Origin of the sequence: Oceanisphaera sp. W20_SRM_FM3, from assembly GCF_052119705.1 — a bacterium.
Taxonomy (GTDB): domain Bacteria; phylum Pseudomonadota; class Gammaproteobacteria; order Enterobacterales; family Aeromonadaceae; genus Oceanimonas.
The window spans coordinates 1-23,300 of record NZ_JBGQOP010000035.1 but is presented as its reverse complement, the minus strand read 5'-3'; the positions used below and the strand labels follow the sequence as shown (position 1 = coordinate 23,300).

At 52.0% G+C, this 23,300-nt stretch carries 20 protein-coding genes; 7 read left to right on the top strand and 13 right to left on the bottom strand.

What is annotated here, in order from left to right; genetic code table 11:
* Both ACEN2G_RS13880 and gloA read right to left on the bottom strand, forming a co-directional pair.
* Positions 1–218: transposase (locus ACEN2G_RS13880; RefSeq protein WP_442022532.1), on the bottom strand; the 218-nt coding region annotated here is incomplete at its 3' end.
* Between the two features lie 269 nt (positions 219–487).
* A complete protein-coding gene (gene gloA / locus ACEN2G_RS13875; protein ID WP_442022530.1) occupies positions 488–895 on the bottom strand; it encodes a lactoylglutathione lyase in 408 nt (135 codons plus the stop codon).
* 277 nt (positions 896–1,172) lie between these two features.
* Here gloA and ACEN2G_RS13870 point away from each other — a divergent pair, with 277 nt between their 5' ends.
* Positions 1,173–1,379 (top strand): CsbD family protein, encoded by a 207-nt coding sequence (locus ACEN2G_RS13870; protein ID WP_087034484.1) that lies wholly within the window; start codon positions 1,173–1,175, stop codon positions 1,377–1,379.
* Between the two features lie 516 nt (positions 1,380–1,895).
* Here ACEN2G_RS13870 and nth read toward each other — a convergent pair.
* From nth to ACEN2G_RS13820, 10 genes are all read right to left on the bottom strand, one after another.
* The gene (nth, locus tag ACEN2G_RS13865) at positions 1,896–2,531 is read right to left on the bottom strand and encodes an endonuclease III (protein WP_442022528.1); all 636 of its coding nucleotides are present in this window, start codon (positions 2,529–2,531) and stop codon (positions 1,896–1,898) included.
* A gap of 48 nt (positions 2,532–2,579) precedes the next feature.
* Entirely contained in the window at positions 2,580–3,275 is a 696-nt protein-coding gene (locus ACEN2G_RS13860; RefSeq protein WP_442022526.1) for an electron transport complex subunit E, read from the bottom strand.
* Positions 3,272–3,904 (bottom strand): electron transport complex subunit RsxG, encoded by a 633-nt coding sequence (gene rsxG, locus ACEN2G_RS13855; protein ID WP_442022524.1) that lies wholly within the window; start codon positions 3,902–3,904, stop codon positions 3,272–3,274. The genes ACEN2G_RS13860 and rsxG overlap by 4 nt, the downstream gene beginning before the upstream one ends.
* Positions 3,904–4,953 carry an electron transport complex subunit RsxD gene (gene rsxD, locus ACEN2G_RS13850; RefSeq protein ID WP_442022522.1) on the bottom strand — a complete coding sequence of 350 codons (1,050 nt, stop codon included), beginning with the start codon at positions 4,951–4,953 and terminating at the stop codon, positions 3,904–3,906. The genes rsxG and rsxD overlap by 1 nt, the downstream gene beginning before the upstream one ends.
* Positions 4,953–7,631 (bottom strand): electron transport complex subunit RsxC, encoded by a 2,679-nt coding sequence (gene rsxC / locus ACEN2G_RS13845; RefSeq protein WP_442022520.1) that lies wholly within the window; start codon positions 7,629–7,631, stop codon positions 4,953–4,955. The genes rsxD and rsxC overlap by 1 nt, the downstream gene beginning before the upstream one ends.
* Before the next feature lies 1 nt (position 7,632).
* Positions 7,633–8,187, bottom strand: a complete 555-nt coding sequence (gene rsxB / locus ACEN2G_RS13840) for an electron transport complex subunit RsxB (RefSeq protein WP_442022518.1) — start codon at positions 8,185–8,187, stop codon at positions 7,633–7,635.
* The gene (gene rsxA / locus ACEN2G_RS13835) at positions 8,187–8,768 is read right to left on the bottom strand and encodes an electron transport complex subunit RsxA (RefSeq protein WP_442022536.1); all 582 of its coding nucleotides are present in this window, start codon (positions 8,766–8,768) and stop codon (positions 8,187–8,189) included. Before rsxA ends, rsxB begins: the two co-directional genes overlap by 1 nt.
* 741 nt (positions 8,769–9,509) lie before the next feature.
* Positions 9,510–10,472, bottom strand: a complete 963-nt coding sequence (gene pfkA / locus ACEN2G_RS13830) for a 6-phosphofructokinase (RefSeq protein ID WP_442022516.1) — start codon at positions 10,470–10,472, stop codon at positions 9,510–9,512.
* Positions 10,473–10,569: 97 nt separating this feature from the next.
* Positions 10,570–11,334, bottom strand: a complete 765-nt coding sequence (gene tpiA, locus ACEN2G_RS13825) for a triose-phosphate isomerase (protein ID WP_442022514.1) — start codon at positions 11,332–11,334, stop codon at positions 10,570–10,572.
* A gap of 136 nt (positions 11,335–11,470) precedes the next feature.
* Complete coding sequence (locus ACEN2G_RS13820; RefSeq protein ID WP_442022512.1) at positions 11,471–12,289, bottom strand: ElyC/SanA/YdcF family protein; 819 nt, start codon at positions 12,287–12,289, stop codon at positions 11,471–11,473.
* Positions 12,290–12,358: 69 nt separating this feature from the next.
* On the opposite strand from ACEN2G_RS13820, the gene ACEN2G_RS13815 reads away from it, so the two are divergent.
* The 5 genes from ACEN2G_RS13815 to ACEN2G_RS13795 all read left to right on the top strand — a co-directional run bounded on the left by ACEN2G_RS13815 (position 12,359) and on the right by ACEN2G_RS13795 (position 20,316).
* Positions 12,359–13,147, top strand: coding sequence for a methyltransferase domain-containing protein (locus tag ACEN2G_RS13815; RefSeq protein WP_442022510.1), 789 nt, complete (start codon positions 12,359–12,361; stop codon positions 13,145–13,147).
* A 91-nt stretch (positions 13,148–13,238) separates the two neighbouring features.
* A complete protein-coding gene (gene mukF, locus ACEN2G_RS13810) occupies positions 13,239–14,573 on the top strand; it encodes a chromosome partition protein MukF (RefSeq protein WP_442022508.1) in 1,335 nt (444 codons plus the stop codon).
* Entirely contained in the window at positions 14,554–15,285 is a 732-nt protein-coding gene (mukE, locus tag ACEN2G_RS13805; protein WP_442022506.1) for a chromosome partition protein MukE, read from the top strand. The genes mukF and mukE overlap by 20 nt, the downstream gene beginning before the upstream one ends.
* 113 nt (positions 15,286–15,398) lie before the next feature.
* On the top strand, positions 15,399–19,829 hold the full coding sequence (gene mukB, locus ACEN2G_RS13800; protein ID WP_442022534.1) for a chromosome partition protein MukB: 4,431 nt from the start codon (positions 15,399–15,401) through the stop codon (positions 19,827–19,829).
* A 199-nt stretch (positions 19,830–20,028) separates the two neighbouring features.
* Positions 20,029–20,316, top strand: a complete 288-nt coding sequence (locus ACEN2G_RS13795) for a DUF4282 domain-containing protein (protein ID WP_442022504.1) — start codon at positions 20,029–20,031, stop codon at positions 20,314–20,316.
* A 120-nt stretch (positions 20,317–20,436) separates the two neighbouring features.
* Here the strand turns inward: ACEN2G_RS13795 and ACEN2G_RS13790 are convergent, their stop codons facing one another.
* Positions 20,437–21,954, bottom strand: a complete 1,518-nt coding sequence (locus tag ACEN2G_RS13790) for an MFS transporter (protein WP_442022502.1) — start codon at positions 21,952–21,954, stop codon at positions 20,437–20,439.
* Between the two features lie 339 nt (positions 21,955–22,293).
* Between ACEN2G_RS13790 and ACEN2G_RS13785 the strand changes: the two genes are divergently transcribed.
* Complete coding sequence (locus tag ACEN2G_RS13785) at positions 22,294–23,082, top strand: EAL domain-containing protein (RefSeq protein WP_442022500.1); 789 nt, start codon at positions 22,294–22,296, stop codon at positions 23,080–23,082.
* Positions 23,083–23,300: the final 218 nt, after the last annotated feature.

Below are 23,300 nucleotides of genomic sequence, written 5' to 3'. Positions count from 1 at the left end.
TGACGAAGGCTTTTATCTGGCCCTTCATTTTTAACGGGCTTATCCTGTTTCGAATCTGGTTTGTCCATTATCCACTCTCGACGCCAACGGCTTAATACGTTCGGATGCACCCCCAGCTCACTGGAGATTTCAGCTAATGTTTTAGGTGACGAAACAGAGAGTTTAACGGCTTCCCGCTTAAATTCATTACTAAATTTACGTTTGGCTCGGTATTGCATACACTTCCTCACTCTGCAGAAGTGTCTACTTATTCGGGGCCATTCCAGTTTAAAAATAGTCATAAAAAAGACCGAGCCATAAACATGACTCGGTCTTTTACGTTTAGCATTGGCTGCGTATATTTTTTAGCTCATGGATTGCCGCGTCGCAGTACTCCTCGTAAAGACGTGCGGGGGGCTGGTTTTGCGCTCTTATCTGTCTTTGCGAGCGTAGCGCGGCAATCCATTGTTTGGCTTCTAGCTTCTAGCTTCTAGCTTCTCGCTTGAGCTTAATCCCCTAAGCCTTTCCCTGCGTCTGCCTTGGCGATCAGCTCAATTTTGTAACCGTCTGGGTCTTCGACGAAGGCGATCACAGTGCTGCCACCTTTGACGGGGCCAGGCTCGCGAACTACTTTGCCGCCGGCGGCGCGAATTTGCTCACACATGGCGTAAATATCGTCGGCCTCAATGGCAATATGGCCATAGGCGGTGCCTTGATCGTAGCTGTCTGTGTCCCAGTTATAGGTTAGCTCTAATACAGCTTCGTCTTCTTCTTTGCCGTAACCCACGAAAGCCAGCGTATATTTATATTCGGTGTTCTCACTGGTGCGTAATAATTTCATGCCCATCACATCGGTATAGAAGGCAATGGACTTGTCGAGGTGCCCGACTCGTAGCATGGTATGTAAAATACGCATCGTTAAACTCCTGCTTATTGAATAGTAAATAGGGGCAAAAATTGAGTAATAGAAGGCTAATTGACTCGTCTTACTCAATAGCAGTCCAGTGTATCATTTTTCGGCTGCGACAGGATAAGTCCGATTTGTTAGTAAATTGTTGAATAAATGATGACTGCTCCATTAGTCTTATTTTGGCGTGGTAGCAAAAATCTTATTAAGAAGCAGTAAGGTGTTACCGGTCAATTATATCTATACATTTGAATTTATTACAGAAACTTCACCTGAGGATCTTATTATGAATTGGGATATTGCAGAAGGTAACTGGAAACAATTTAAAGGTAAGGTACAAACCCAGTGGGGCAAGTTAACTGACGATCAACTCGATCAAATCAATGGTAAACGTCAAGAGTTAGCTGGGCGCATTCAAGAAGCTTATGGTGTCAGCAAAGACGAAGCTGAAAAACAAATCAAAGAATTTGAAGATAGAAACCGCGATTTGTAACAAGCCCTTAGGGCCGCGGTACGCTTTAAACCGTACGTTATAAGAAACACCCCCAAGCTGAAGAATTTGGGGGTGTTTTTGTAGCTGCCAACTTGTACGGCAGGCCAGCTTTGCTGGCTTTTTAATACCAATCTAAGTAAAGAAGTGGCCTGTGTAAGCGAATCACAAAGATAAGTGCCGCCCTTGTAGTCCCACGCTTCAGCTGTGGGTCTTGCAAAGCAAGAAGGCTTTAAACATTCCCGCTGAGACGGGACTAGCAGCTGAAGCGCTAGACTACAAAACACAGTCCAGCCTGACTTTAGGTGCTGTATTCACTAAGAGTGATAATACTGATCAGCTAGTTTTACAGAATGGTATAAGGCCTAAACACAAAACCGAGCCGAATACTCTCTAGCTGCGACACGTGCTCCTACAAGAGCAAAACATAAAACCATGTTGAAGCCGCCCGTCTCTTCGGCCCGGTGTTGGTCTTTGTCTAACCCTTCACTCTTTACCCCTCACTCCTCACGGTATTTATTAAATCTCGGTTTTGTCTTTAAACTCGCACAAGTCTTCGATGATGCAAGAGCCACAGCGCGGTTTACGGGCGATGCACGTGTAGCGCCCGTGCAAGATAAACCAGTGATGCACGTCTAATTTAAATTCCGCCGGTACCCACTTTAATAAGCCTAACTCCACTTGATCTACCGTTTTGCCCTTGGCAAAACCGGTGCGATTAGACACGCGATAAATATGGGTGTCCACGGCTATGGTTGGCCAGCCAAAGGCGGTGTTCAATACTACGTTGGCGGTTTTACGGCCTACACCGGGCAGGGCTTCGAGTGCCTCGCGGTTTTCTGGTACTTGGCTGTTGTGTAGCTCCACTAACATAGTGCAGGTTTTAATGACGTTCACCGCCTTAGTGTTAAACAGGCCGATCGTCTTAATGTGCTCTTTTACGCCATCCACACCTAGCGCCTGCATGGCCTCAGGCGTAGGGCCTGCGTTAAACAAGCCGATAGTGGCCTTATTCACGCTCACATCCGTGGCTTGGGCCGATAATAACACCGCAATCAGCAGCTCGAAGGGATTGCGAAAATTGAGCTCTGTGGTGGGGTTTGGGTTATTTTCGCGCAGGCGCTCCAAAATTTGCCGGCGTTTATCTTTGTTCATAGCCATACCTGATTCATAACAACATGCAATTCATAATGGAGACGGGATTCATAGCGAGGTCACGCGGGCGCGGGTGACTTCGGTTTTGGGCTCTGGCACCATTTTTGCGGCTAATTTATTATCTAGCCAATTTTTAGTGGCCACTAATAGCCCTAAGCCGATAAAGGCACCGGGCGGTAATATCGCCAGCAAGAAGCCATTATCAAGATGCAGTACGTCCATGCGCAGCACGGTTGCCCAATCGCCTAATAATAATTCGGCACCATCAAATAAGGTGCCCTGACCGAGTAATTCGCGAATGCCACCCAGCACTAACAGCACACAGGTAAAGCCTAAGCCCATCATCAAACCGTCAAGTGCTGCCAAGGGGGCGCTGTTCTTCGAGGCAAAGGCCTCGGCGCGGCCGATGATCACGCAGTTGGTGACTATTAGTGGAATAAAAATGCCCAATGATTGATAGACGCCATAGGTGTAGGCGTTCATCAGCAGCTGCACGCAGGTCACTAGGCTTGCAATAATCATTACATAAATGGGGATGCGTATTTCGTTGGGTACCCATCTGCGTACCAAAGAAATACTGGTGTTTGAACAGACCAATACCAGTAAAGTGGCCAAGCCTAAGCCCATGGCGTTGGTCACTGTACTGGTCACCGCAAGCACGGGGCACAGGCCCAAAATTTGCACCAAGGCGGGGTTGTTGCTCCATAATCCTTGGCGGATTATCTCTTTGTATTGGTCGCTCATAATGAGCCTCCACAGGCAGGGGCTTGGCTTAGCAATTGTGGTTGTTGCTGTACTAATAACAATACCTTACGCACGGCTTTTACCACGGCTCTGGGGGTAATGGTGGCGCCAGTAAAGGCGTCAAACTGGCCGCCATCGTTGCGCACCGCCCAGCGAGGGTCTTTTTCATCTGTCATGGACTTGCCATTAAAACTTAAGATCCAAGGCGATCGCTTAAGCTCAATTTTATCGCCAAGGCCGGGGGTTTCGTTGTGGTTTAATACCCGCACGCCGCTTAAGGTGCCGTCAACTTGTACGCCCACCATCAGCTTAATGTCGCCGCTGTAGCCATCGGGCGCAATAGCTTCGATGGCATAGCCTTGTGGCTGGCCATTTTTCACTGCGGTAAACACCGGTAGTGGGCTGTCACTGCCTAAAAACTGGGGGTTGGTGAGCATAACACAGTGCTCAAACAAGGGCTGGTCGTGGTTACTCTCGGGCAATAATTCATCGAGCACCTGGAGTAATTGTGCCTGCTCTTGTTCGATAATAGTGCCTTGCGTTAAGCGGTGGGTGAGGGCGACTAAGGCCGTGCACACCAATGCAAATATCGCCAAGGTGAAGGCGTGTTTGCGCATCATCTCCAGCATTAGCGGGCCGCTCCATAGATGGTAGGTTTAGTGAGTGCGTCTATCATGGGCACGGTGAGGTTGGCTAACAACACGGCAAAGGCGACCGCGTCCGGATAACCGCCGAAGGTGCGAATAAGATAAATCAGTATGCCAATCAAGGCGCCATAAACCAGACGTCCCTTAAAGGTGGTGGCTGCCGACACAGGATCGGTGGCGATAAAAAAGGCGCCGAGCATAGTCGCGCCCGACAATAAATGTAGCGTGGGGCTGGCGGTACCGTCTGGCGCAAATAAAAAGCCAATAAAACTCGCCACAAACAGGCTCAGCAAGATAGACAGGGGTATGGTCCAGCTGGTTAAGCGCAACTTTAGCATTAATAAGCCACCGGCTAAGTAGGCCAGATTAACCCAATTCCAGCCCAAGCCCGCTAAGGGGCCGAATACCGGATTAGCCAGGATCTCCTGCGCCGTATGGCCTTGGGTAAAGCCGGTTTTTAAGGTGTCGAGCGGCGTGGCCATGGTAGCGCCATCCGCCAGCTCGCGCAGCTGATGTGGGCTAAAGCCGTCTTGAGTAAAGCCGGTAAAAATGGCTGACACACTGTCGGCAAAAGTCACCGGATACAGTTGCAATTCCAGCGGCGGCAACCAGCTGGTCATGTGCAGCGGAAACGACACTAATAGCAACACATAGGCTGTCATGGCTGGATTAAACAGGTTTTGGCCAATGCCGCCATACAGCTGTTTGGCGACTATGATGGCAAAGGCGGTGCCTATTACGGCCAGCCACCAAGGGGCCAGCGGCGGCAACGCAATGCCAATTAACAGCGCGGTGAGCAAGGCTGAATTATCTTTTAGCGCCGTAAACCGCCGACCACGCAAGACTAACACTAGAGCTTCAGCTAGGTAGGCGGTAAGCACGGCCAGCAGCATTTGTATTAGGCTGCCCGCGCCAAAAAACCACCACTGGGCGGCGATGCCGGGGATCAGGCAATAACACACTCGCCGCATTAAGGTGGGGGTGTCGAGCGGAGCACTGTCGTGCGGTGAGCTGCTAATTGTTAACGCCATTATGACTCGTCTTCTTTGTTTGAGGGAGTGGAGGCGACGTTTGCCGCCTTGCGCGCCTTAGCCCGCGCCAAGGCGGCCTGAATGGCGGCTTGTTTGGCCGCTGCCGCGTCTAACTCAGGCTCTGGGCTGGCGGTTGGCTCGTCAATGACTTCGACACTGGATTGACTCGCTGGCTTATCGGCCAGTGCCGCCTTGCGTGCCTTAGCCCGCGCCACGGCGGCCTGAATGGCAGCTTGTTTGGTCGCTGCCGCGTCTAACTCAGGCTCAGGGCTGGCGGTTGGCTCGTCAATGACTTCGACACTGGCTTGACTCGCTGGCTTATCGGCCAGTGCCGCCTTGCGCGCCTTAGCCCGCGCCACGGCAGCCTGAATGGCGGCTTTTTTGGCATCCACTGGAGCCGTGCTTTCGGGGGCGACTGGGCTGGCAATTGCCGTTTGGTCATCGGCACCCGTATTATTAGCATCCGTATTATTGGCACCAGTGTTATTAGCACCAGTACTATTGGCACCAGTGTGAGTGTTCGTCGCTTGGGTGTGTGGTGCTGTGTCTGTTGGCTGGGCGGCACTGGTAATAGCGGCGTCGCGGGTGCTAGGGTTGAGTGCGGCCATGGCTGCTTGCAACTCGGCTTCTTGTCGGGCTTTCGCGCGCGCCACTGCGGCTTTAATGGCTTCCTTTTTATGGTCGACCTTTTCATTACCACTGTCGCGTTTGTTTGCTGCCGCTTGTGCCGCCTTGGCTTTGGCGATGGCTGCGGCCACAGCTGGGTTTTTAGCGGGCGTGGCGGTGGCGCTATCTGTGTTTAGCTCAGTATCAGTTGCTGCGGCTTCTGCAACTTCTGCAGCTTTGCGTGCTTTAGCTCGGGCTAAGGCGGCGAGCACCGCCGGATTTTTGCCCTCAGTCGAGCTGGCAAGCGCATTTTCATCAACACTTGCGCCACTGACTTGTGCGGCTTTTAGGGCGCGATTGCGTTTGGCTTCTTCTTTGCGCGCGGCGCGCGCGGCTGCCATATCTTCCGGGGTTTGGGGGGCGCCGTCTTTGCCTTCCATAAGCTGGCGGGCTTTCACGCGCGCCAGTGCGTCGGCCACAGGATCTGCACCGGTTTTAGCGGCTTGCTCGGCCATGCGTGTTTTGCGCTCGGCGGCGGCTTTGGCTTGGCGTTCTTGACGCTCCGTTTTTTCCAGTGCCAAGCGAGCTTGACGGGCTTCAAAGCGCTCCTTGGCTCGCTCTGCTTGCTCGGCCTCATGGCGTACTTGGCGAATATCGGCCTTGGCCACGCGGTAATATTGCACTAACGGAATATTACTCGGGCACACATAGGCACAGGCGCCACATTCGATGCAGTCAAACAAATTATGGCTTTCGAGCTTTTCGTGTTCGTCGCTGCGCGCATACCAATAAAGCTGCTGGGGCAATAAGCTAGCGGGGCAGGCGTCTGCACACTTGCTACAACGAATACAGGCCATTTCTTCGGCGGGCGGTGCCAATTCGGCGGCTTTTGGCGCCAGTATGCAATTGCAGCCTTTTATAATAGGGGCTGCAGCTGAGTGCAGGGTAAAGCCCATCATGGGGCCACCAATAATAATGCGCTGATCGCGCTCAGCGCTCAGGCCATAGCGTTTGAGCAAGTAACGTATGGGCGTGCCGATATGCACCCACGCATTGCCGGGTTGGGCAAAGGTTTCGCCGGCTAGGGTGACGACGCGTCGGATCAGGGGCTCGTCGTTAATAATGGCTTGTTGAATCGCAAACACGGTACCCACATTTTGCATCACTATGCCTAAGTCCGACGACAAGCCATGGTGCGGCACTTGCTGGCCGGTGAGTACTTCAATCAGTTGTTTTTGGCCGCCAGACGGATACTTAGTCGGCACGGCAATGATCAGCAGGCTGTCATCGTTATCACCCTTAGTCTCTCGCGCATTCTTTGCCGCTATAAGGGCCGCTAAGGCTTCTGGCTTATTGTCTTCCACGGCCAATATGGTCAGCGTCGGCTTAACGATATGGCGTAAAATGTCGATGCCTTGCAAAATTTCGCTTGGGTGCTCACGCATTAAGCGGTCATCGGCACTTATGTAGGGCTCGCATTCCACGCCATTGATGATAAGCGTGTCTATTTGCTTTTTGACCGCTTGTGTATGTTCCGTTTGTTCATAGGCTGCGGCTTGTACTTGATCCACAAGCAGGCCGGCGGTTAATTTAACGTTGGTCGGAAATGCAGCGCCGCCCAAGCCGGCAATGCCTGCTTGATGAATGTGAGTGATTAAAGCTTGCGGCTCGACTGCGGCGTAATCCGCCAGTGGAAAACGCGGGCGCCATTCATCTAGGCCATCAGTTTTCAGCACTATGCACAAGCCGCTTAAACCAGAAGGATGGCATAAGGGCCTGTCTTCGATGGCTGAAATGGTGCCGGACGTTGGCGCATGTACCGGCACCATCATGGGATTAAGCGGCTCTGTGAGTGCTTGGCCTTTAAGCACTCGCTCACCCACTTTTACGTTTAGTTGTGCCGCTTGACCTATGTGCTGACGCACCTGCAACACGAATTCTTGCGCCAAACCGGCATCGCTGATGGCGGTGAGATTAGCCGGAGACTTACGCTGGGGCGGATGTATGCCACCGTGAAAAGTATGCAGTTGGCCGGCTTTAAGGTTTTCTAACAAGGACGTTAACAACGACATCTTAATCTACCTGCTTGATGGCGATGGGCTGCAGCTGCCATTTCCAGTTATCTGTGGTGGTGCTAATGGGCACCATTTCGATACAGTCGGTGGGACAGGGATCCACACATAAGTCGCAGCCGGTGCACTCATCAACAATCACTGTATGCAGTGCCTTAGTGGCACCCACTATGGCGTCTACCGGACAGGCGGCAATGCATTTGGTACAACCAATACACATGTCTTCATGAATAAACGCCACCCGCTTTTCGGGGATGGCGGCGGCTTCACCCATGCTTTGTGGCTCAACACCCATTAAATCGGCAATCTTGCGCATAGTGGCGTCGCCGCCAGGCACACATTTATTAATATCATCGCCATCGGCCACGGCTTTAGCATAAGGCAAACAGCCCGGATAACCGCACTGGCCGCATTGGGTTTGCGGTAATAGCTCGTCGAGCTGCTCGACTATGGGATCTGACTCCACCTTAAATTTAATGGCGGCGAAGCCCAATACCAGACCAAAAATCAGCGCCAACAGTGCCAAGACGCCAATGGCGATTAAAATATTACTCATTACAACTTCACCAAGCCGGTAAAGCCCATAAAGGCCAGTGACATTAAACCTGCGGTGATCATGGCCAGCGCCGCGCCTTTAAAGGGGGCAGGCACATCGGCGCCAGCTAGCCGTTCACGCATGGCGGCAAACAGTACTAACACCAGTGAAAAGCCCAAGGCGGCGCCAAAGCCATAGATCAGGCTTTGCATAAAGTTATGTTGTGCATTGATGTTTAACAGTGCCACGCCCAATACCGCGCAGTTGGTGGTGATCAACGGCAAGAAGATGCCTAACAGGCGATACAGGGTCGGGCTGGTTTTATGCACCACCATCTCGGTAAATTGCACCACCACGGCGATCACCAAGATAAACGACAAGGTGCGCAGGTAGGTCAGCTCGAGGGGCAGTAAGATGTACTGGTTCACCAGATACGAGCAGGCAGCGGCGAGCGTCAGCACGAAGGTGGTGGCCATCCCCATGCCGATGGCGGTTTCTAATTTGCCGGACACGCCCATAAAAGGGCATAAGCCTAAAAACTTCACCAGCACAAAGTTATTGACCAGCACAGTGCCGACAAAGAGCAATAAATATTCAGACATGATCACTCGGCGATTTAAAATGACAGTGGCCATTATCGGACTTTATGGGGCATTTCACAATGGCGCTGGCGAGGGATGGCAGGGCTAAAAGACAGCAGCAGAGCGCGGAGCACTCTTAAGATAAGCTATTGATTAACATAATGTTCACAGTGTTAACAAAAAGCAGAGCAGTAACCTTGCCAGAGCTATGGTCTTATACCGGAGATCCTAGCTCAAAGCCCAAAACGACAAGACGCGAGGCGATTAGGCCTCACGTCTTGTGTTATTGCACTTATTTTTTTAGCGGGAGTTAACCGCAAATTACTCAGCGTCTGACTGGCTTTTCTCAGCTTGTGCTTCTGCCGACTCTTGTTCTTGCTTGGTGTGCTCGCCGCCGCAACCGCCACAACATCCACTCATATTCGTCTCCTACTGGTTTAAATTTGTTATCGGGTCTTGAACTCGAAGCCAGTATAGATAAGCCAATAAGAATAAATGTGATCTGGAACAAGTAAGTGGCATTTTAAATGCAAGTTACAGATTTAAGCACCGACCATTCTCATTAATAACGGTCTCTTTGTAGTGTGCCCACTTGTTCGGCACGGTCTGGTGGTTGATGGGACGACTCTATTGTAGGAGCCAATTTATTCGGCTCGGTTTTGCTCTGATTTGGGGGCTTTATATCCCGCTATGCTGGCCGCCGAATCTCTCACCGCAAACAAGTTGCCGGGCTACAAAGTTTTACCTCACGCAGCGACGCTGCTAGAACAACACATTCGACAGCTGATACATCTCTTCATTAAAGGGACGCTTTAAGTGCTTAAGGCAGTCGATAATATCGTGATGCACTATATGGTTGCTTTGCAGCCCCACGCAGCGCCCGCCATGGCCTTCGATCAATAATTCAACGGCGCGCGCGCCCATGCGACTGGCCATAATGCGGTCTTGGGCTGTGGGTGTGCCGCCGCGCTGAATGTGCCCCAAAATAGTGGCGCGAGTGTCACGACCGGTAGCCGCTTGAATATCAAAAGCTAGACGATTGGCATCACACATATTTTCACAAATCGCCACTATGGCGTGTTTCTTACCTTTAGCCACGCCTTCATAAATTTGCTGGATTAACTCATCTTGATTGAAGGCTACTTCGGGGATGATAACGTATTCGGCGCCACCGGCCACGGCGGCAGAGGAGGTCAAATCACCGCAGTGGCGGCCCATGATCTCCACCACCGAAATGCGATTATGCGAGCTGCAGGTGTCGCGCAGTCGGTCTATGGCTTCTACTGCCACGTTTAGGGCGGTATCAAAGCCGATGGTAAAGTCGGTGCCACCAATGTCGTTATCGATAGTGCCGGGAATGCCGATGCAGGGAAATCCCATCTCCGTTAGGCTCATGGCGCCCATGTAAGAGCCATCGCCGCCAATCACCACCAGCGCATCTATACCATGCTGTTTCAGGTTTTCGACCGCTTGCTGGCGCACGGCTTGATCTTTAAATTCGGGATAGCGCGCCGAGCCCAAGAAGGTGCCACCCCGGGTAATGACATCGGATACCGAATGGCGGTCGAGCTGAATGATGTCGTTTTCCACTAAGCCTTTGTAGCCACTGTGGATACCAAATACGTCCAGATTATGATGCAGGCCCGCACGCACCACCGCGCGAATGGCGGCGTTCATGCCCGGCGCATCGCCACCACTGGTTAACACTCCAATGCGTTTAATCATTTGTTATCTCTTTTTAAGATGTGAGGGGTGAAGCGAGAGGCGAGAGGCGAGAGGCGTTCAACCCCTCACCCCTCACGCCTTACCATTCACCATGTATTTAAGCGCCAGCGCTAATAATGGCGGCAAATTCGTCAGCGATCAGGGCGGCACCGCCTACTAAGGCACCGTCGATATCATTCATGGCAAATAAACCAGCGGCACTCGCACCTTTCACCGAGCCGCCGTAGAGGATCTGTACCTTAGCGGCAATAGCGGCATCAAGGCCAGCTAAGAAGGTGCGAATCGCCGCGTGCACCTGTTGCGCGATTTCTGGGGTCGCCGTCTTACCGGTACCTATGGCCCACACAGGTTCATAGGCGATCACGGCATTATTGAAAGCCTCTATGCCACAGTGATCAATCACGGCTTGCAGCTGGCGCTCAACCACGGCCTGGGTTTCATTGGCTTCAAACTGGGCGTCAGTTTCACCGATACACAATACCGGCGTTAAGCCTGCAGTCTGTACCACGGCGAACTTAGCGGCCACTGTGGCATCACTTTCTGCATGCAAGGTGCGACGCTCACTGTGGCCTACTAATACATATTGCACGTCAAACTCGGTATACATCTGCGCTGAGTTTTCACCGGTAAAAGCACCTGCACTATTTAAGTCCGCATCTTGCGCACCTAAGGCGATCGGGCTATCGGCTAGTAATGCTTGAGCTTGGGCTAAAAATAACACAGGTGGGCACACGGCTACCGCAACTGTGGGGCACTCGGTGGCGGTTGTTTTTAGTGCACCAATCAAATCGGCCACCATGGTTTTGTTACCGTTTAGCTTCCAGTTGCCCATCACTAAGATCTGTCGTGTAGTCTGTGTCATTGTTGTTATTCCTTGTGCAAGTCTGTGCAATAAATGGGTGGATTATAGAGGCAGGCCTCAAGCAAGACCATCCCCTTCGGGGAGCGTTAAGCCGGAAGCGATAAGCTGAAAGTTAAAGATAAAACTCCATTTGCCTTTAGTCTGCGTTTCTAAGCTGGGTGCTTGGCGCAGGGCGCTCGGCGCTGTTGTTCAGTTTTTGCCAAGCGAGCCCCAAATATTCATGCCATGCCGTTTCGCTGCGTTCTAGATAATGTGCTTTAGGTAAATAGGTATACAGCGGCAGTTTAGTGCGGCTTTCTTTTGCTAAATGGCCAACGGGCGCGGCGATAGGGTTGGCACCTCGCCCAATAAATAAACCCATGGCACGTGGCATGTGGCTGGCTGAAGTGACCAGCAGCGCCTGCCGGCCCTCGATCAGCGGCGCTATGGCGGCGGCTTCTTGTGCCGTGTCTTTAGGTTCAGGCAATTCAATAATGCGCGACTTAGCTATGCCAAAGCTTTGCGCCACAGCACTATACAGCTCGGCACTAGAGCGACCTTCGCCGCCCGCATAACCGCTGACGATTAACCGCGCGTCAGGGTAGGTCAAGCTTAACTGTATGCCTTCACTAATACGCGCTAATCCCGCATTACCCAGCTGACTAAGCAGTGGCAAACTGAGATCCGCTACCTGAGCTGCACCCAGTACGATAATATCTTGCACCTCTACTGAGTGATTAGCTGTGTCGACCAAATAAGGGGCATATTGGGCTTCTAGTGGGCCAATTAAGGCGTTGGCCACTGGGCGTGTAGACAATAAGCTCAGGCTAATAAGGGCAAATAGCATCAGGCTAGCCCCACTGCGTTTATGCTGTTTAAGCAGCAAGACTAAGCCAATTACACTGATAATTAACAGCAGTGGCAGCGGTAATAACAGGCTACCTAGCCATTTTTTCAACAAAAAACCAGATCCCACGCACGCACTCATTTGTTAAGGTCCAAGGTTATGACAGAATAGCCGCCCCTGAGTCGTTAAGAAATAGCCGTGCAGTCCAATACCAATTTTGATAGTAAAGCCGGTGTGTTTGCCCGCAACATTTATGGCACCACTAAAGGCCACATACGGTTAGCCGTGTTACAGCGGGATTTAGATGCGCTTTTGGCCGGTTTGCCTAAAGAGCGCCCGCTGCGCATTTTAGATGCGGGTGGTGGCTTTGGGCCTTTATCGCAGAGCTTAGCCGCCTTAGGGCACAGTGTGGTGTTGTGCGATTTATCTGCCGACATGCTGGCGCTGGCTCAAGAGCAGGTGCAGAACAAGGGCATATTGAGCCAGTTCGAATTTATTCATGGGCCCATACAATCGTTGCAAGTATCGGATGTGGGTCAGTTTGATCTGATCTTGTGCCATGCGGTGTTAGAGTGGGTCGAGCATCAAGCGGAGCTGTTGGCCTGCCTAGAGGCCTTGTTGGTGGACGACGGCCATTTATCCTTGATGTTTTATAATCGCGATGGGCTTTTGTATCACAGCTTAGTGATGGGCCATTTTGATTACGTTTATGCAGATCTGGTCAAAAAGCGACGTCAGAAACTGACTCCAGGCTGGCCTTGCCGGCCCGAACAGGTGAATGACTGGCTGCAGCGGCTTGGCTTTGTTATAACCGACCGCAGCGGCGTGCGCGTGATCCACGATTATATGGTAAATAAAACCGTTCGAGCTGAGCAGGCAGATGAAGTGATCGCCATGGAGTTGGCTCACGCCAAAATAGCCCCTTTTATGCATTTAGGCCGGTATATTCATGTAGTGGCGCGTAAAAGCGTGAGGGGTGAAGCGTGAAGGGTGAGGTGTTAGTGCCCACCCGTTCTTGTTTGACGCCTCCCACCTCACGTCTTACTCCTCACGGCTAAAAGATAAAGAGAGCACATAAATGACAGACATGTCCCGCACCCTGCCGGACTGGATAGGTTGGGTAAAAGAAGAGCAATGTCAGCTCAACCTGCCGCCCGAGCGGCTGGCCTTGTTGCTGGCGATCCAGATATTTAGCCAAAATAGCGAGCAGCCCCAGTTGTCTGAGGCGGACTTGCAGCATGCCTTTAGCTTCGTCAGCAAAGGCTTTAATCAGGTGGAAGACACTCAGGTTAGCCGCGCGAACAATGCCATCAATGATTTAGTTAGCCAACGGTTGCTCAGTCGCTTTCAAGCCCAAGCTGGGGATGATGACAGCCTGTATCGTTTAACGCGCTTAGGCGTGGGCATCGTCGAATTCTTTGCCGCGCAACGAGATGTCAGCCAAATTAAGCTCTCTTTACAACTCGAGCAACTCAGCCTAGATTTGGATAAAATCGTCGCCACTATGTCCAATCTTGCTGCCAATCCCAATGCCGAGCAATGGCAGCAAGAGGTAGCGGGGCGCCTCACCTATTCGGTGGCCGAGCAATTGGCACGTATAGATGACACCCAGCGCGCCATGGACGAGCAGCAAAATGCCGTGAAAGCCAATATTGCAGCCCTGTTAAATAAAAACTGGCACGATGCCATTGCCGCCTGCGAGCAACTGTTGCGGGAAACCGGCCACACCTTACGCGAGCTGCAAGACACGCTGGATAAAGCCGGCCATGGCTTGCAGCTCAGCCTGTTGAATATCGAAGAACTGCTGCAAGATGACGTGCGCGGTCACGACTTAGCGCCACTGTGCCAACAGCTGCAAGCGCGGCTAGACGCCATTATTTTGTGGGGCAGCCAGTGTATCGAGCTGTGGTCGCGCTACGACTTACACGTGCATCGCTTTATTCGTACCGCCATCGACATGGATAAAAACCGCGCCTTTAGCCAGCGCTTGCGCGAGTCCATTCGCCAATTTGAAGATCATAACTGGCAGCTGCGCATCGCACTGGCCGAGCCTTTGCTTGAGCTGCGCGCCGAAACGCTGGCCGCTTATGCCGACGAAGTGACCGGCGAGTTGCCAGCAGCGCTGGAATATCATGAGATGCTGGATGTGAGCGCCGAATTGTCGGGGCGCATTCGTGAGCATTTGGTGCATTTTGCCGAATTGGGCCGACCGCTCGACATGGCCATGGTGCTGAAAAATTACCTGGAAGATTTCCCCCATTACCAACATTTTGATATCGCGCGCCTGCTGATAGATGAAGCAGTGAAGCTCGGCCATGCTAACGCCGAATGTTTAGGCGCCGCCCAGCCAGAGTGGCAACGCATTAACGCCCACGGAGCCAAGGTACAAGCCCATGTTATCGACCAATACTGAGTCTGCTATTGCACCGCGTTTGGCTCAGGCCATCGCCAATCCGTTATTCCCTATGCTCGACAGCCAGCTGCGTACCGGTCGCCACATTAGCGCCGACGAGCTGGAAGTGCATTCGCTGCTGCAAGAATATTATCCTGAGTTAGAAGCCTTTTATCAGCGCTATCAAGTGGAATTAGTGCGCGCGCCCGAGGGCTTTTATTACCTGCGCCCGCGCTCTACCAGCGAGATCAATACCTCGATTTTGTCCGAGCTGGAAATGCTGGTCGGCAAAGTATTGTGCTATCTGTATTTAAGCCCAGACCGCTTGGTCAACGAGGGCGTATTTTCCTTGCTCGACTTACAAGAAGAAGTGCTGACGCTGGCTAATGAAACCGCGCTGTTGCGCATGGTGAATCAGCGCGCCGGTGGCAGTGACCTCGACCGTCGTAAGCTGCAAGACAAATTAAAAAGCGCGATTCGCCGCCTCAGACGCCTCGGCATGGTGAGCAGTGTCGGCACCCAAGATAAGTTTCGTATTTCTGAGGCGGTATTTCGCTTTGCCGCCGATGTGCGCACCGACGAAGACCCGAGAGCGCTGCAACTGCGCATGATCCGCGATGGCGAGGCCGTGGACGGTCATCAGGATGAAGACGAGGCTCTAGAAGGGCTGCACGACGAAGAACATGAAGCAGATCAAGCACATGATCAAGATGATCAGGAGAATATGCAGTGAGTACTCAAGTAAATAACACTGAACTCTTGCCCGAGAACGCGCTAGCGAGCCCAAGCGAAACACTGCGTAGCGCCAATGCGTCAGCCACAGCTCAGCCTGAAGCTGGCGATTTTGTGCGCGGTAAATTCCACTCGCTGACCATGGTCAACTGGAACGGCTTTTTTGCCCGTACCTTCGAGCTGGATACCTTAGTGACCACGCTCTCTGGCGGTAACGGCGCCGGTAAGTCCACCACCATGGCGGCCTTTATTGCCGCGCTTATTCCCGACTTAAGCCTGCTGCATTTTCGTAATACCACAGAAGCCGGCAGCCAAAGTGGTAGTCGCGATAAAGGCTTATACGGCAAGCTGCAGCGCGGCCATTGTTATTCGATGATAGAAATCAACACCTCCCAAGGCGAGCGCGTCTGGTTTGGTGTGCATTTGGAGCAAGTGGCCAACCGCGATAATAAGGTGAACCTCACCGCCTTTAGCGTGCGTGGTGAACAGCCAGCAGACTCAAGCACGAGCTTAAGCAGCTTTAAACCCACCGAGCTGTTATTGGCCGAGCTTGAAGACGGCCGTGGTCAGGTGCGCTCGCTCAATGAGCTGAAAGCCGCCGCCATCAGTTGCGACCTGCAATTTACTCGCTTTAATACCGTCTCCGAATATCACAACTTTTTGTTTGATGTGGGCGTCACGCCGCGCAAGCTCAAAGACCAGCGCGATCGGGTGAAGTTTTATCGCCTGATTGAAGCCTCTCTCTACGGCGGTATTTCCAGCACCATTAGCCGCAGCCTGAAAGATTACTTACTGCCAGAAAACGCCGGTATTCGCCAAGCGTTTAACGACATGGAAGCGGCCATTTTTGAAAACCGCCGCACCCTAGAAGCGATCCGTGAAACCCAGCGCCAGCGTGATGTATTTCGCCAACTGATCACCGAAACCACCCATTATGTGGCGGCGGATTATGTGCGCAACAGCGCCGAGAAAAAGCGCCTCTCTGAGCAAGCATTAGCGGCACGCAAGGCGCTCACTCACGAGCGTACTATCTTGTCCGAAGAGCGCGCACGGCTGATTTATCTGGCAGATGAGCTGGAGCAACTCGGCGCCCGCGAGCGCATGCTCACCCAAGAGCTCGACATGGCCTCTGAGCACTTAGCGCGGGTATTAAACGGCGTTAAGCTCAACGAAAAAATCGAAAGTTATCAGTATGAATTAGACGAGCTGGCCGAAAAGCTGGCCATTCAAGAAGAAACCTTGGCCGAGCTACAAGACGAGCACGACTTGGCCGCCGCCACTAAGGGGGCCGCAGAAGAAGAAGTCGACAGCCTAAAGAGTCAGCTGGCGGATTATCAACAAGCGCTCGACACCCAACAAACCCGCGCCATTCAATATCGCCAGGCACGTAATGCCCTAGGCGAGGCCAAGGTGGCCTGTGGTTTACCGGATCTGACGCCAGAAATGGCAAAAACCGAAGAACAAGCCCATCAGGCGAAAGAGCAAGCATTGACCAGCGTGGTGCTGGAGCAGCGCCAGCATCTCTCGCTCGCAGAAGCCGCACGCGCCCAATACGATCACGCCTTGGCGTTATTGAAAGGCATAGATGCGGGTGTGGAGCGGGCGCAGGCCTTTAATCGTGCCAATCAATTACTCGAGCAAGGCCGTGAATATCAGGCCTTGCTGGCGCGCGAAACCAGTATTCGCCAGCAGTACCAACAAGCGGCGCAAAACCTCGATAAGCGGCATAAGGCGCAAGCGCTGCAAAGCGAATTGGCGCAGTTAGGTCGCCAGGTGAATGATGCCGATGAGCTGGAAATGCAGCTCGCCGAGCTGGACGAGCAGCGCATCGAGCTGGAAGCGCATCTTGCCGATTGCGCGGACAGCCAACGCCAGTTGCAGGCGCAGCGTAATCTTATTGCCCCCAAGGTAGCGGCGCTGCGCACTCAAGCGCCGGCTTGGCATAAGGCGCAGCAGCAATTAGCAAGGCTGCGCGAGTTATCAGACTTACCCCTAGTTGATGCCAGTGAAGTCACGGCTGCCATGCAACAGGCGCTGCGCGCCGAGCATGCTGCAGAGCAATTAAAGCAACAAGCGCTGCACACTAAACAACAGTTAGAGCTGCAAGTGCGAGGCCTACACGGCGGCAGCGATGCGGATCCGCGTTTAATCTCCTTGTGTGAGCAATTAGGTGGCACTTTACTGGCCGATGTGTACGACGATATCGCCGTTGAAGACGCCCCTTATTATGAGGCGCTGTACGGCCCGGCGCGTAACGGCATAGTGGTGCTGGACCCGCAGGCGGCGCTTGAGCAATTGCAGGCATTAGAATCTTGCCCCGCAGATGTGTATCTCATTCAAGGCAATCCCGATGCCTTCGATGAAGATGTGCTGCACGCCACCGAGCTGGGTAACGCCATTTGGGTGAAAAACGGCGAGCGCCAATTGCGCTATTCGCGCTTTACTACCGAGCCGTTATTTGGCCGCGCGGCGCGCGAGGCGAAAATTGGCCAGCTGAATGTAGAGCTGGAAACCACCAACGCCCAGTACGCCGACTCCGCCTTTAATCAGCAAAAACAAAGTCGTTTGTATCATCAGTTAAGCGAATTTGTTAGCCAAGGCATGCAAGATGCCTTTGGGCCAAACCCTGAGAAAGAGCTTGAGCAACTTAGCGCCAGTCAGGCGCAGTTGGATGAAAATTTAGCGAACTGCCAAGCCGAGCTACAGCAATGGCAAGCCAAACGTGAGCAAGTGCGTGGCCAACAAACGCTGTTGCAACGCTTATTGCCACTGGCCGAACACTTAAATGAAACTGAAGCCGAAGCGCGCTTGAGCGCGGCCAGCGCGGAACAAGATGCGCTGACCCAAGCTCGCGACTTTATGGCGCTGCACGGCCAAAAGCTGGGCCGTTTGGCAGAGCAGGTACAAGTATTACGCCAAGATCCCGCCGAGTTCGAACAGCTGCAGCAAAATGTGCAGGCCGTCGAAGCCGAGCTAACCGCGGCGCGCGCCCGCACCTATGCGCTGACGCAACTGGTGGCCCGTTTGCCGCATTTGGCTTATGCGGATGCAGAGCAGTTATTAGATCAAAGCTCGGCCATGAACGACAGCCTAAAGGCCAAGTTAGTGCAGGCAGAAGAAGCGAGACGCAAAGCCACACTGAGTGTGGAGCAACTGAGCGGGCGGGTAACCGATGCGCTGCAGGCGCGCACCGCCTTGGTGACTGGTCACGGCGCGCGCAATCAAACGCTCAATGAGTTTAAAGAAGAGTTTACGGCCCTTGGCATTAGCTTGTCTGACGACATGGAAGAAAAGGCGCTAGCCAATAAGCGTGAGCGCGAAAATGAATTAGTGCACACCCGCAGCCGCCGTAGCCAAACCGAGGCTCAGCGCCAAGTGTGTAAGCGCGAGATTGAATCCCTCAGCCAGCGTTTAGGCAAAGACGGCCAAGGCTACTTTGCGGCGCGCAAGGCGTTGGTCAGTCATAAAGCCAACTGGGCGACGGTGGTGCGCTTAGCCCGAGATAACGATGTGGAGCGTCGCCTCGCTAAGCCAGAACTGGCCTATTTGGACGCGGACGAGCTGCGCTCGATTTCCGATAAAGCGCTCGGCGCACTGCGCATGGCGGTGGCCCATGATGAAGAGCTGCGCGATGCGCTGCGCATCAGTGAAGGCCAGCGCAATACACTGCAAAAAGTGCAGTTTTATGTGCTGGTGTTTAGCCACCTTAAAGCGCGCATTCGCCACGATATTATTCGTGCCGATGACCCAGTGGAAGCGCTGGAAGAAATGGAAGTGGAGCTAGGCCGCTTGAGTGATGAGCTGCAACAGCGCGAAGGTCAGCTGTCGTTGTCGTCCCACGAAGTGGCGGCCAAGATTAATACCATTATTCGCCGTGAGCAAAACCGGATTCGCCAACTTAACCAAGGGCTGCAAAATATTAGCTTTGGCTTGGTGGGCGGGGTGCGCTTAAACGTGAATATTCGCGACACTTATGCGCGACTGTTAGAAGCGCTGAGCGATCAAGAAGGCCGCCATCAAGACTTGTTTGGCAGCAAAGAAATGAGCTTTTCCGAGGCCATGGGCAAGTTGTTCCAGCGCATCAATCCGCAGCTCGAGCAGGGCGAGCGCAGCCCCCAGGTATTAGGCCAAGCGCTGCTCGATTATCGTAACTATCTGGACTTGGACATTGAAGTACAGCGCGGTGCCGACGGTTGGTTGCGCGCCGAAAGTGGCGCTCTGTCTACCGGTGAAGCCATAGGTACTGGCCAAGCTATTTTGCTGATGGTGCTGCAAAGCTGGGAAGAAGAGTCCCGTCATTTACGCAGCCGCGAGGTATTGCCGTGTCGCTTATTGTTCTTGGATGAGGCGGCGCGACTCGACAGTCGCTCCATCGCCACCTTGTTTGAGCTTTGTGAGCGCCAAGACATGCAGCTGTTAATTGCCGCACCCGAAAACATCAGCCCAGAAAAAGGCACCACCTATAAGCTGATCCGTAAGGTGCACGGCAAAGTCGAGCAAGTGCATGTAGTGGGCTTACGCGGCTTCGCTGGCGAGCCTGCTTAAGCGTTATTATTAAACGATAAATAACAGCCCCCGCAATGTAAATTGCGGGGGCTTTTTTATGTCAGGAAGCATGAAGTAATTAGAGGCTTAAAAGATAAATATTATCGCCGCTCTTGAAGTGAGACTCAAGTGGTGCATAATGTATGCTCTTATTATTAGAACAGCCGTAATTTTATTATTATTATTATTAAGGGATTCCATGAGAAATGTATTATTTTTTGATTCAATGCTGACCCCGAAAATTATTACCGTAGTGTATTGGATCATGCTGGCCGGTACCGCACTATTCGGCTTGATTGGGATAGGCGCTGCTCTTTTTTCTGGGAATCTAGCTGGATTTTTTATTTCCTTATTTGGTACTGCTGCAGGCCTAGTATTTACGCGGATGTGGTGCGAGCTGTTGATCGTATTGTTTAAAATTAACGGTAACTTACAAAAAGTAGCCGACAATGCGCCAGCTACTAACATGGACTCGCCAATTCTTTAATCCGGAATGTATGTTCTGTATATTAATAAGCAGTAAGCTAGACTTGGAGAATCGTTTTTATATGATTCGCTAGCCGATAAAAAGAGCCAGCCAGGCTCTTTTTTGTCTAAATTATTAGCATTAAGACTCAGCTGCCACTGTCTCCGTTTGCTGGGTACTAAATTGTCTGGGACTTATCGCCACAATAATCAGCACGAATAACGCCACTATTGCTAAACCCATATACAGGCCATAAATGGCATCAAACACGCTGTGGCGCAGATAGAGCACCGCATCAGAAGCCAGCTCCGACTGCTGTAGGCTGACCACCACCTCATCGATGTCTTGAGGTAAGCGGGCGCGCAATTCACTGGGTGCTTTGGCCAATTGTGTGGCTAAGCTGCCATTAAATAGCGTGCCAAATACCGCAATACCCAAACTCTGGCCTAAAAAGCGCGAGAACATATTGGCCCCCGTCACCACGCCACGTTGTTGCCAGCCCACCGATGCTTGCGCGCCCACCAATAATGGCGTGGAGAGTAAACCAAAGCCCACCCCCAATAGCACCTGATCAAATACCAAGGCCCAAATTGATACTTGATAGGGCAAGACTAAGAAACCTGCGGTAGCGATAAAGATCACACTACTGCCAATTAATGCCGTATTTCGATAGCCGATGCGCATATATAACTTGGCGGATAAACTCGATGCCGCGGGCCAACCCAAGCTGATGGCAGCCAGCACTAAGCCTGCGCTAATGGCATTTAGCCCGTATACAGACTGAGTAAAGGTGGGCAGATAAGCGGTGGGCACCATGATAATAAAGCCCATGCCAATCATGGCTAAGTTAGCGCCGGCTAAGGCGGGGTTGCGCCACAGCCAGCCGGGCATAATCGGCTCGGCTGCACGCCTTTGCGTCCATACTGCAAATATCAGTAAGAAGGCTGCAATGGCAAAGGCGGTGACGCTGGCGCTAGAATCCCAGCGCCATGCGGTGCCACCTTGCATCAGTGCAAAGATTAAACTGCCCACGCCCGCCAAAATGGCCGCCGAGCCGAGATAATCGATTTGATGGGGTTTTTTTACTACGTCTTCATGCAAAAACGCCATTAATAAGCCAATAGCCAACAAACCTATGGGCAGGTTGACCAAAAATATCCAATGCCAAGTTAGGTATTCCACAAAGGTACCGCCTAACATGGGGCCAGAAATGGCCGCTATGCCCCATACACTCGACAAATAACCTTGCACGCGGCCACGCTCTTCTAGGCTGTATAAGTCGCCGGCTAAGGTGTTAACCGTGGCCATAATGGCACCGGCGCCTAAGCCTTGTAGGCCACGAAAGACAATTAAACTTGGCATATCCCAAGCGAAGGCGCAGGCCGCCGAGCCCACCAAAAATAGCGAGCTGCCAAAAATTAAAATCGGCTTGCGGCCATATAAATCGGCCAACTTGCCATAAACCGGAATGGTTACGGTTTGGGTCAGCAGATAAATCGAAAACACCCAAGTGAATAATGAAAAATCGCCTAAGTCCGCCACTATTTGCGGCACTGCGGTCGAGACAATGGTCACGTCGATAGCGGCCAGCATCATAAACAGCATAAGGGCGGTGAGGATCCAAGGACGATGGGCGACGGGGTGAGCGGTGGATGACACGGGCTTTCCTTAAGCGGGAGAAGAAAGAATCGAACTAACTGAAAAACTGACGGTTATGCTTATCAATACCTAACTTGTGGCCAAGGGGCAAGGCTTGGCCGGTATTTGCGCGCACTATTTTCTTTGCTGATTGCCGCTGCTCTCTGGCGCCTTCGTTGGGATCGAACGCGCATTTATGGCCGCGCCACTGACTTTTACATATCTGCAATGGCGTGAGTGAGTTAGACTGATTACCCTAAACATGCTTCTTGATAACGCAAGAGGCCAAGTTGAGTGCAAGGCTTGTCAATCTTGGCAGCCAAGGGCGCTCATGTTATTGAGAACGAAAAGGTTAGTGTGATGAGTGGTCAAATAGAAGAGTGTGGGCGGATAGAATGTAATCAGTGTGCTAATAAAGAGGCATTGGATTTTGATTTTACCATGGCGTTTCAACCCATCATTAATGTCAAAACCCGACAAATGTTTGGCTATGAAGCCTTAGTGCGCGGTTTAAATAACGAATCTGCGTACTCGATTATTTCCAAGGTGAATGATGATAACCGCTACCTGTTTGATCAGTTATGCCGCGTGAAGGCCATCGCCTTAGCTGCCAAACTCAACATTGACGGTATGCTCAGCATTAATTTTTTGCCTAATGCGATTTATCAGCCAGAGCGCTGTATTCGCACTACCTTGGCGGCGGCCAAAGAGTACGGTTTTCCAACCGAGCGCATTATGTTTGAGTTTACCGAGGTCGAAAAGCTCGAGGATAACAAGCACATTCAGCGCGTGGTTGAGTATTATCAAAAACTGGGTTTTACCACGGCGACCGATGATTTTGGCTCGGGGTATTCCGGTCTTAATTTATTAGCAGATTTTCAAACCGATATTATTAAGCTCGACATGGAGCTAATTCGTCATATCGAGCAAGATAAAGTACGCCAAGTTATCGTAAAAAATTGCTTAAACATGTTTAGGGATCTTAATGTCACGCCCTTGGCTGAGGGCATAGAAACCCTAGGCGAATATCAGTGGCTGCGCGAGGCAGGCGTGGAGCTGATGCAAGGCTATTTATTTGCGAAGCCCGGTTTTGAGTGTTTGCCCGAGGTTAACTTTGCCGCCTTGGCCGAGACTCCAGAGCAAGTTTAGCGAGTTTTGGCTCCTAAAATATAAAAAAGCCACGCAATCGCGTGGCTTTTTGCCTTATAAGTCATAACTCATAACTCATAACTCATAACTTATGTGGAGTTTTCTGGTTAGTTTGCTCTTTAAAAACGAACCTGATTACCCACAAAGCTCAGCCATGTTTCAGTAAACTAATCACCAATAAATTCAAAAAGTTACATGGAACGACTCGTATTTTCGGT